We start from the raw sequence: 11,803 nt of genomic DNA, 5'->3' as shown, positions 1-11,803 counted from the left end.
AATTTTATTGTTTTAGAAATTTCCTTTGGCTACATCCCACCACAATCTTGTACCTCCGTTGTCAGGACCACCCAATAACTGGATAGCTTTATTCACTTCTGTACTATTTGTGTTGTATTCGCTTTGCGGGAATGGCAATCTTCTGATTTGAATATCAGTACTGATTGTTCCACCGCTATTATTCTGAACAACAGGGAAAAGTCTTGGATAACCGGTACGACGGAATTCAGACCATGCTTCCTGACCTTCAGGGAAGATAGCCAACCATTTCTGTGTAATGATACGTTCCAGTTTCTGCTCATTGGTTGCTGCATTATCCCATTTGATAGTTACAGCTCCAGCGGGTGCAGGGGCACTATTTCCAGCAGTTTTCGGATCTACATAAGCTGCAGGAACGTTAGTGCTATTGCTATAGTACGTACTTGCATCACCCAGTCCGTATTGCTGGAATGAAGTACTGATACCTGATTCATATAAACTCTGAGGAGTTCCACCCGCATTAGCCCAACCTCTTAAAGCTGCTTCTGCACGTAAGAAATAAACCTCCGCAGCAGTCATTAACTGAGCAGGACTTGATTTTGAAAATGTTGGGCTTGCACCATTACTCACATTCAATCCAGAGAAGCCAACATAGTCAGGTTTCGAAGAAATAACCGCACCAATACGGATACCTTTATACTGACCATGTAAAGCTGTATCAGTAGATTTATCGAAATACTTAGGTAACCTTGGATCTGCATAACCAGTCAGATAAGACTCTATAGCTGCTCCCATTCTGGTATCTCCCCAATCCTGGGAAATGAATACCAATGGATTAGTAAAACCTACACCCAGAACCTTTACTGCCATATTTTCAGCAGGAGTTGACAATAATCCTCCATTTGCAGGATTCATTGCTTTCTCTCCTTCTAATTGTGCTTTTGCCGGGTCTACTTTCACCAGGCGCAATGCTAATCTCAAACGCAGAGAGTTTGCATATTTCAACCAGGTACTCAGGTTTCCGTTGTAAACCAGGTCAAAATCGCTAAAAGCAAAAGGAAGTGGTTTGCCAGCTTTCACAAAGTCATTAATTTTTGACTGCGCATCATCCAGTTCAGTAAAGAACTGATAATAGATGTCCTTCTGGCTATCATAAGGATTGTTCACCTTTAAACCTACCGTACTATAAGGAATAGGGCCATAGATATCAGTCACCCTACTCATTGCAGTTACCTTGATCAGCTGGGATACCGCCCATACAGACGGATAAGTCTGGTCAATTCCATTATTTTTTAATTTCCTTACATTGGCCATTATATTTAAATATCCCACTTTAAAGGCTTCGCCATTCCAGCCCTGCATCATGAAATAATTCAAATTGTTACTTCCACCGTTAAACGGATTAGGGCTCATAAAGTAACCAGAAAAGTTATCAGCATTTAAACTCTGCTGAACCTGGTAAGAATTTGGGTCACCACCACCAGAGAAATTAATAATAGATCTCTGTTCCATCTGAAAGAAGAACTTCAGATCATTATAATCTGCAATCAGGTCTTTGTCAGAAACGCCAACCGGATTTGTATTAATATTTTCAAAGTTTTTCTTACACGAGGTGATGGTCAATGCTGCCAGACACAGGGCACCCATCATGCGGAACCTGCTCTTGCGAATTGATATATTGAATTTCGTTTTCATTTCTTGATCTTATTTGATTAGAACAACTGATTATTAAAAATTAGCATTTAAAGAGAAGCCATAATTACGTGTCGCTGGTGGCATAAAGATATCCACTCCAGAAAGGCCGTTCGACGTTGACATACTCAATTCAGGATCAAATGGTGCTTTCTTATACAGATAAGCTAAGTTTCTACCCGTAACTGATAATTTTAAACTTTTAATAAAACCTTGTTTCAACGGTACAGTATAACCAAAAGATAATTCTCTCAGACGTACTACAGTAGCACTGTACATATGTTCGCTCGAAATTCCCTCTCTACCACCAACAACACTATACCATTTCTGAGCATCTACTTTAGAAACAGGGTTTCCATTAGGATCAACACCATTCACAGAAACTCCGCCCTGATCACGTGCCGTACCAGTAACCTTGGCAACACCATATTGTTCCAGTACAGATTCTGTTACAGACATTACTTTACCACCAATTTTACCGTCAAATAAGAAGCTCAGAGAGAAATTCTTATAGTTGAAGCTGTTGCTCCAGCCCAGTTGCCATTTTGGATTTGCGTTACCCAGGAAAGTGCTATTACCACCATCCGCAGTCATTGGCTTACCGTTACCATCGATCATCACTCTTCCCTGAGCATCACGTTTTAAAGAAGTACCATAAATATCACCATATGATCCACCCTCTTTAAATTTAGATACATAATTTGCACCCGAAGCTCCACTTAAAACAAACTCACTGATGTCTGGAGAAAGCGTCAGGATTTTATTCCTGTTCATCGAATAATTCAATCCTGTTTTCCATTTTAATCCTTCACCGTTCAATACATCATAACCCAATATGATCTCGATACCTTTATTCTGAACATTTCCGGCATTGAAATAATACTGATTAAACAAAGAAGCCTGAGAAGCATCAGCCTGTAAGAACTGATTTTTAGTATTCGTTTTGTAATAAGTAAAATCGAAGCTCAAACGATTACTGAAAAATCTCCACTCAGTACCGAATTCAATCGATTTAGTTCTTTCTGGTTTTAAAGTTGCGAAAGAGTCTCTGATCGGTGTTGAAATTCCACCACCTGCACCAAAAGAGTTCATGATATTGGTGACATAGTTTGGCACATCATTACCCACCTCAGCATAAGAGCCACGAACTTTTGCAAAGCTCACCCATTCAGGTAATTTCAATTTATCATTGATGATAAAGTTAAGACCTACCGAAGGATACGAGAAAGGGTTACCTGTAGTAAAAGCCAAAGCTGATGACCAGTCAGTACGGATCGTCGCGTCTAAGTTAATCCAGTTATCATAAGCAAGACTTGCACTGGCAAATACCGAACGAAGTTGTTTATGGTTATAAGTATTTCCTGAATTTAATGGATTTAAAGCTTTGAAATTCTGAATAACAAAGATATTTGGAATATTTAATCCATCTTTTCCTGAGTTAAAAGTAACCCCGTTATCGTTAAAATCCTGGATGCTGGTACCAGCTGTTCCTGAAATTTTAAATTTCTCCAATGGAATATTCACATTCGCGATTAAATCGGCGTATTGTTGTTTAGAAGTATTCGTTGTATAAACGTAACCACCATTTCTATCTGTTAAAGTAACTGAAGTCCCTGCATAAATCTTCTGATCATAAGTATCAGTATAACTATCCATACTTCCGCGTGCCTGAATATCTAACCATGGATTTACTTTATACTTTGCACTTACATTCAACATCAGACGATCTCTGTTCAGCTGATTCTGGTTTCTGTTGTTAATCCACCATGGGTTCTGTTGAATATCCTCTGATAAGTAAGGCCAGTTCTGTGTATTCAGGTTTCTTGTCGGATCAAATTGCTCATAACCAGTTTTATATGGTTTGATATCCTGACCCCTTGGGAACAAATACAATCCGGTTAAAGGATTAAAATAAAGACCAATCAGCGGAGAGTTATTGATTTTTTGTCTGATATAGTTTACGTTTCCAGAAATCGTCAATTTGTCATTGAAGAAACTTCCAGTCTCTTTTAAGTTCACATTATGACGACTTAACTCATTTCCAGGCTGTGTTCCTGTTGCAGTTGTATTTGCATAAGAGAAATAAGTCTGTAATTTCTCTGAACCAGCAGATAAACTGATCGAGTTTGTATAATTATGACCTGTCTGGAAATAGGATTTTAAATTATCCTGACCATTAGTAATAGCAGGTCCCCAGCTTTGCGTAGATCCGGCCGAAGACTGACCATAACTATTCTGGAATTTCGGCTCAGAGGCTACTTTATCAATTCCGAAAGAAGAAGAAAAATTAACCTTAGCTTTTCCAGCCTCACCAGATTTTGTAGTAACGATAATTACACCGTTTGCAGCCTGGCTACCATATAACGCAGCTGCCGAACCACCTTTCAGTACCGATATACTAGCGATATCTTCAGGGTTCAGGTTGGAGATCGGGTCTCCTCCATCGTAAGAACTACTTCCACCGTAAGCTGAGTTAGGCTGAGAAGTAGAGCTGTTTCCTGTACTGGAAACCTGCTGGCTTGAGCTGCTGTTGTTCATTGGAACCCCATCAATCACATAAAGTGCCTGATTACTTCCTGAAGCAGATTTACTTCCTCTCAGAATTACTTTCGCAGAACCACCAACTCCCGAAGAACTGCGGGAAATGGTTAAACCTGCAACTTTACCGTTTAAAGAATTCACCAGATTGGGATCTTTTACTTTAGTTAACTCATCACCTGCAACCTGCTGCGTAGCATAAGTTGTAGAACGACTTGTTCTTTTGATACCCAAAGCGGTCACAACAACTGTATTCAGTTCCTGTGCGTTTTGTTTCATCACTACATCCAGTGTAGTCTGACTGCCAACCGTGATTTCCTGTTTATCATATCCAATATAAGAGAAAACAAGGATATCACCAGCCTTAGCGGTTATACCATACTGTCCTGCTGAATTAGTTTGCGTAACCAGCTTAGTTCCTTTTACCTGAACTGATACACCCGGTAATGTTGTACCTGAAGCATCACGTACCGTTCCTTTCACTTCGTCTGCAGCAGAGAAGCCCGGGATACTCAATAAAGGAGTTAATAGTTTAGGATGATCTGACTTTACCGTTGCAAAAGCGTGCGACGATGCGTAAAGTAGTAAACATGTCAATTGTAATGTTTTTTTCATTTGAATGAATAACAGTTAAATATTTTGGTTAGCTCTTTTGCCTCAAAAATCCCTGATGGCAAACTTTGCATTTTTATTAAAAAAAATGCGCGTTAAGGAAGAGACCCTTTTTAACACCCGATTGCCTACAAGAAAATTATTTTTTTTATGCAAAGCGGGGTTTATATTATTTATCTTGCCTCTATTAACCATTATTTATTTTAATCTAATAACTCCCGAAGGCCTTGAAACCTGATTTATCCTCTTTATGGTCAAAAGTTTGCGTGGAGGATGATGTCAAATCTTTTGAGGTTTTATACTATCATTTATTTAACAAGCTTATCCGGTTCTGTATTTTTTATGTAGGCAGGAAAGAGGTAGCCGAAGAGATCGTGGCTGATATTTTTGTCAGATGCTGGGAAAACAGGAAAGCTGAGACCGTAATTCTTAACCTCGAAACATACCTTTTTACGGCAGTCAGGAACCAATCCCTTAAATACATTAAGAAAAATGCCGCCGTTCATCTGGTAGAAATTGAGCCTTCCAATGAATTCCGGTTTATGGATGCTGTCAGTCCTGAAAAAGTACTGGAAAATAAAGAACTGCATCATAAATTAGATCAGGCTATTAATAAGCTTCCTGAGCAGGCCAGAATTATTTTTAAACTCATTAAAGAAAATGGCATGAAATATAAAGAAGTAGCTGAAATTCTGAATATTTCGCCCAGAACAGTACAAACTCAATTGTTCAGGGCCATCGATAAATTAAGAGTAAGCCTTAAAGCTTACCATCACCTTTATACACACAAGGATAACGGCAGTGATGCGGTGAATTTAATCCTTTTAATATTTTTTTTACATATTTTTCAATTCTTGTAAGCAATTTTAACAAAAAAGGGTACTACTCTCTTACATAGTATAACTAACTAATGATCAATCAAAAATTCACTGAACTGCTTAGCGAAAAATTATCGGGCGAAATTTCGGCTGGTGACGATCAGGAATTTATGGCTATGATCTCGTCCAATGAAGATTATAAACTAGAGTATGAATCTTTAAAAGTCTATTTCCAGCAGGAAGGAGAAACCAATGAAAATATCAATCTTATATTTCAGCAAATAAAAGAAAGAATTAATGCCAGGGGTACAAAACCCGTTCGGAGATCTTTTACACCATGGTACCGTATTGCAGCTGTTTTCATCCTGGGTCTGGGCACATTTACAGCCTATAAATACTTTGCAACAACGAACGACACCACTCAGAACCAGGAAATCGTCTGGAAAAAAGCAATTACTTCAGACAGACAAAAGTCTACGCTTGTACTCTCTGATGGAAGTAAAATCACTTTAAACGCTGGAAGTGAAATTAAATATCCAGCCTCCTTTACCGGCCGGAACAGAGAAGTATATTTAAGTGGCGAAGCCTTTTTTGATGTGGCAAAAGATCACAGCCATCCATTTATAGTACAGACCAAAACCATTAGTGTAAAAGTACTGGGAACAGCCTTTGATGTCAAATCATACGAAGATGAGCTCCTTACAGAAACTACCCTGCTCAGAGGGAAAGTAGAAATCACACTCCATAAAAACCCCGAAAAGCATATTCTCTTAAAGCCTACCGAAAAGTTCACTTTAACCCATCCGGTGAATAGCAGCGCTGAAAAATTAAACGGGGATATTTACAGTATAACCCCGATGACTTATTACGATAAGCATGATAAAAATGCTATCCTGGAAACCTCATGGATGAACAATAAACTGTTGTTCAAAAATGAAACCTTTTCCAGTTTAAGTCTTCGTTTAGCCAGGTGGTATGGGGTAAATTTTGTCTTCAGGTCAGAAAAACTGAAAGACTATAAATTCACCGGAGAATACGAAAAAGAAAGTTTAACTGAGGCACTTAAAGCCCTGCAGCTCATTACACCATTCGAATATAAAATACAAGGAAAAACTATCTATCTTTACTCGGTGAAATAATATCGCTAAAGCGATATAGCTCAAGCCCATTGTAAATTTATAGATGAGGACCTTAGTCAAACTGCTGATTTTTTTAGCTCTTCAGGTAACTGTGAATGCCTATTCACAAACGAAGGTTACACTAAAATTAAAATCTGCGGGTTTTGAACAGGTAATTGATGCACTTCAAAAGCAGACTACCTATCATTTCATCTATAGCGAATCTAAGATCCCAGCCCAGAAAATCACTATAAAAGTCAGGAACAAGGAAGTATTTTCCGTACTCGGTCAAATCCTGAAAGGATCCTCCTTTACCTATAAATTACTGGACAATAACCTCATCGTGATCACCCCGGTCAAAGAAGTTAATATCCTGATCAGGGGAAGGATAACAGACGAAAACAAAAATCCCGTTGCCAGGACATCCGTTAAAGTTAAAGGAACGCACCTGAGTACAAAAACGACAAATAACGGTGAGTTCTCTATTACAGCTCCCGACAACGCCGTCCTGGTTATCAGTCAGGTTGGTTATCAGCCACGGGAATTTCAGATCAAAGAAAATACTTATGCTGAAATTGCACTTCGTCCTCTGCTGAACGATTTGGATGAAGTTGTAATTACAGCGCTTAACATTCCCAAAGATGAACGAAAAATTGGTTATTCTATTTCCACTATTAATGGCAATACCTTAACTAAGGCAAGGGAATCAAATCTGGTGAATGCCCTCGAAGGACAGGTGGCTGGTTTAAATATCAGTGGCGTGAGCGGTGGACCAGGTTCTTCGGCAAGAATACTTTTACGTGGAGCAGTTAGTATGACCGCCGGCTCTCCCCTGTTTGTGGTCAATGGTGTTCCTATTGATAACACACAGCGGGGAAGTGCAAATGAATATGGCGGGCCCGATAACGGGGATGGGATCAGCAATATTAATCCAGATGATGTAGAAACAATTACGGTGCTGAAAGGCTCAGCTGCTTCTGCTTTATATGGAGCCAGGGCAGCAAACGGAGTTATTCTGATTACGATTAAAAGCGGGAAAAAGAACTCTGGAACAGCGATTGAATATAATACCAATTTATCTTTTGACCAGGCAGTTAACAATACCGGTTTTCAATATGTATATGGGCAGGGTACCCAAAATCATCGTCCTGATAATATCTCATCGGCTATTGCTTCCGGCCTGCTAAGCTGGGGAGAGAAACTGGATGGAATACCCACGATTCAGTTTGATGGAAATAAGTACCCCTATTCGGCAGTAAAAAACAATATTCAAACTTTTTACAGAACTGCCCCGGCCTTTACCAATACTATCTCCATAGGGCATGGTGGTAAAAATAGCACCGTCCATTTATCAGCCTCTGACCTGGATCAGCAATCCATTATCAGGAATGGAAGTTTACAGCGAAAAACCGTTAACCTCTACAGTACCTATGAGCTAACCAAAAAATTAAGTCTCAACTTTAACGGCAATTATATTCATGAATATAATAAAAACAGGTCTTATCTGAGTGATGGGCCATTAAATGCCAACTATGGAATTGCAGCGCTGGCTACCAATATTAACCAGGCCATCCTGTCTCCTGGATACAGTCAGACAACGGGGGCCGAAACACCCTGGAACAGCGATGAGTATAAAACCAATCCTTATTTTATACTCAACAAACAGGCAGACTATTCAAGCCGTGACCGTTTTATAACCTCAGCCTCGGCTAAATATCAGTTCGACAGCTGGATTTATTTCCAGGCCAGGTTAGGTTACGATATCAGTAATGACAATGTACTCAATGTCATTCCAACCGGAACAGCCTTTTCTGTCAATGGAGAAGGAGGAATTAATGCACAGACCAAGTCCAGAATATCCGAGCTGAACAGCGACTTCTTACTCGCAGCCAACCGAAATATCGCAGATGACCTTAACCTTGATATTTCTGTAGGAACCAATTTCCGTAAAAGAGCAGTAGAATCAAGTGTTTTAAAAGGTTCGAGATTTGTTATTCCTTATCTCTACACCGCAGCCAATCTGCAGACCATCGTCAATGACTACACCAGCTCAAAAATCATCACAGAATCCGCTTATTATACCGCCGATTTAAATTATAAAAAGTTCCTCAATCTATCTGCTACAGGCAGATACGATGTCTATTCCACCTTACCACAGAATAACAGAGGGATATTTGTTCCCGGCGTTTCTGCCAGTTTTGTATTCTCTGATCTGCTCGGCCTGAAAGGGCTTAACTATGGTAAACTAAGGGCCAGTTTCGCAAAAACCAGTGGCGAACCGATAGAGCCTTATACCACTCAAACGTATTATTTTTCCAATAGTGATGTCAATGGCGTTCCCCTTGGCAATTTCTCCAGGGATCTTCCCAATTACAATCTGAAGCCCTTTACCTTAAATGAATTTGAAACCGGGGTCAGTCTTAAATTCCTGAATAACCGGCTTGCTGTTGATCTCACCTACTTCCACAGGATTACCAATAATGAGATCATTAATGCCAAGCAATCTGTAACCTCAGGTTTTACTTCTGCTTATGTAAACCTTGGTAAAACCCGGAACACCGGAACTGAGATCCTTTTACAAGGTATTGTTGTAGATCAAAAGGATTTTAAATGGAAAACCAGTTTCAATATGAGCCATGTAAATAATGAGCTTCTTTCTATTGACGGGACCAGTAAATATACACTTGCAGGGACATACAGACCCCTGAATGCCTATACAGCAATGGTTGTTGGAAAGCCGCTGACACAGATTATGGCTTACGATTATCTTCGTGACGCGAATGGGAATACTGTTATTGGTCCTGATGGTGTACCTGCACGTGGTGAATTAAAGCCTATGGGTAGTACATTACCCGATTTTTACGGCGGGTTCAGTAATAATTTTTATTATAAAAACTTTAATCTTTCTATGCTGATTGACTTTAAATATGGAAATAAGATTTTATCCGCAACAGAAAATTACTCCTATGTATTTGGGCTGAACCAGGCTACACTCGAAGGGAGAGAAACAGGCATCGTTGCCAAAGGTGTGCTTGCTGACGGATCAGTGAATACAAAATCAGTTCCTGCCTATAATTATTATCCGCAGCTGGCTACTAATATTTCTGCATTATCGGTACTGAATGGCAGTTTCATCAAAGTCAGACAGATAACTTTAGGTTATACTATTCCTGCGCATCAGTTAAAAAGAACACCTTTCAGCAGCATTTCGATTGACCTGGTTGCGCGAAACCTGTTTACGTTACTTAAATACACAAAAAACATTGATCCGGAATCCGAGTTTTCTTCTTCGCTTAACTATGCAGGTATTGAAGGAGCTTCATTTCCTGCAACAAGGACTTATGGTATTAATGTCAATTTTAAATTTCAACAAGGGAGAAAATGATGAAAAGAGTTTATTTGTACCTATTGAGTTTTTTAATCTTATTCCATACCGGATGCAGTAAACAGCAGCTGGATAAAACAAATACGGATCCGACAAAATCACCGGCTGAAAACTATGATCCGAATGATCTGCTTTCTACCGCTCAATTCAAATTTTCCAATAAGGGTTATTATCAGCTGCTCTATCAGAGTACAATGATGCAGCTGCTCGCCTCTACTTATTTCTACTATAATAATGGCGATAAGTATGTAAATGCAGGCAGTTTTACTGATTATCAGGGCAGGATATTCGACGAAGGTTATGCCGAAGCTTCTACTATCAGGGAAATGCAAAGACTGGCCAGAGAAAAAGATCCCGCTGGTTATTCCAATCTGATCAATATCGGTGATATTATGTTTGTGTTAATCCTGCAGAGGATTACAGATACCTACGGAGATGTCCCTTATTCACAGGCTGCAAAAGCAAGAGAGGGAATTAAATACCCAATATACGATAAACAGGAAGACATTTATAACTCGATGCTGACTGACCTGGACAATGCGATCAATGGGCTGGATCCTGCGAAAACTAAACCAACTGCCGATTTATTTTACAAAGGGGATATTGTTAAATGGAAGAAGTTCGGTTACTCCCTGATGCTAAAGGTAGCCATGCGGCTGACCAAAATTACTCCCGACAAAGCCAGACCATGGGTAGAAAAAGCTGCAGCAGGAACATTTTCTGACATCAGCGATAACGCACTGGTTATGACCGATGCTGCAAATCTGGATGGGCAAAACGGGACTTCGCTTGCACTCCGTACCGTTTCCGACTACAGAGAGGTACGCTGGAGTAAAACTTTAATTGACGAATTAAAAACCAGCAATGATCCCAGGCTAGGTGTTATCGCCGAAGTATCTCAAAGTGGTTTAGCGAACAATATCAACGAAAATCTTGCCGGGAATACTGATCCGGCCGTACAACTGGGTTTACCTAATGGTTATGATTTATTGGGTGGGGCTTATGATATTCACCGGGCACCGGGATATCCCGGAGAAACAGGGACAGGAGCGGATGCCGCTCCTTTAGGAAACTATTCCAGACCAAGGACTTCTGTTTATCTGAACCTGGGCGGCCCAAATTTCATTATGACCTATGCGGAGACCGAATTATTACTTGCTGAAGCTAAAGTAAGGGGCTGGAATGTCCCGGGTTCAGCGGCTTCGCATTATGCAAATGGCTTAAGAGGAGCACTACAGGCAATGACCCAAATGAATCAGCTGGCGACCATACCCGATGGAGTGATCAGTGATTATGTACTCAAACATCCGCTCGATGAAACCAGCCAGGCCAAATCATTGGAGATGATTAATACGCAGTACTGGGTGACTACCGGAACTAATTTCAACTTTATAGAAAGCTGGCTGAACTGGAAAAGATCGGGTTATCCAGTACTGATACCCGTTAATTATCCTGGAAATGTAACCAACGCAACAATTCCGAGAAGACTGATTTATCTGTCAACTGAGATACTGACCAATACCGTAAACTATAATGCAGCGGTTGCGAGACTGCCCGGGGGTGACCTGCTCACGTCAAGGGTTTGGTGGGACCGGTAGCTTCAAAAGAAACGCCCTCAATTTTCATTGAAGGCGTTTCCAGGTGATAAATTTGTGTGAAAA

At 40.1% G+C, this 11,803-nt stretch carries 6 protein-coding genes; 4 read left to right on the top strand and 2 right to left on the bottom strand.

Annotated features, from left to right (window positions below):
- Positions 1-12: 12 nt before the first annotated feature.
- Both HDF25_RS24410 and HDF25_RS24405 read right to left on the bottom strand, forming a co-directional pair.
- Positions 13-1,674, bottom strand: coding sequence for a RagB/SusD family nutrient uptake outer membrane protein (locus HDF25_RS24410; protein WP_184629027.1), 1,662 nt, complete (start codon positions 1,672-1,674; stop codon positions 13-15).
- 33 nt (positions 1,675-1,707) lie between these two features.
- Positions 1,708-4,824, bottom strand: a complete 3,117-nt coding sequence (locus HDF25_RS24405; protein ID WP_184629026.1) for a SusC/RagA family TonB-linked outer membrane protein — start codon at positions 4,822-4,824, stop codon at positions 1,708-1,710.
- A 224-nt stretch (positions 4,825-5,048) separates the two neighbouring features.
- Here HDF25_RS24405 and HDF25_RS24400 point away from each other — a divergent pair, with 224 nt between their 5' ends.
- The 4 genes from HDF25_RS24400 to HDF25_RS24385 are packed head-to-tail and all read left to right on the top strand — an operon-like array spanning position 5,049 to position 11,740.
- A complete protein-coding gene (locus HDF25_RS24400) occupies positions 5,049-5,681 on the top strand; it encodes an RNA polymerase sigma-70 factor (RefSeq protein ID WP_184629025.1) in 633 nt (210 codons plus the stop codon).
- A 50-nt stretch (positions 5,682-5,731) separates the two neighbouring features.
- Positions 5,732-6,778 (top strand): FecR family protein, encoded by a 1,047-nt coding sequence (locus HDF25_RS24395; protein WP_184629024.1) that lies wholly within the window; start codon positions 5,732-5,734, stop codon positions 6,776-6,778.
- A gap of 43 nt (positions 6,779-6,821) precedes the next feature.
- Positions 6,822-10,142 carry a SusC/RagA family TonB-linked outer membrane protein gene (locus tag HDF25_RS24390; protein WP_184629023.1) on the top strand — a complete coding sequence of 1,107 codons (3,321 nt, stop codon included), beginning with the start codon at positions 6,822-6,824 and terminating at the stop codon, positions 10,140-10,142.
- Positions 10,139-11,740: a SusD/RagB family nutrient-binding outer membrane lipoprotein gene (locus HDF25_RS24385; RefSeq protein ID WP_260409459.1), complete on the top strand. Its 1,602-nt coding sequence runs from the start codon at positions 10,139-10,141 to the stop codon at positions 11,738-11,740. The genes HDF25_RS24390 and HDF25_RS24385 overlap by 4 nt, the downstream gene beginning before the upstream one ends.
- Positions 11,741-11,803 lie beyond the last annotated feature (63 nt).

Origin of the sequence: Pedobacter cryoconitis, assembly GCF_014207135.1 — a bacterium.
Classification (GTDB): domain Bacteria; phylum Bacteroidota; class Bacteroidia; order Sphingobacteriales; family Sphingobacteriaceae; genus Pedobacter; species Pedobacter cryoconitis_D.
This window is presented reverse-complemented; position numbering and strand designations above follow the sequence as displayed.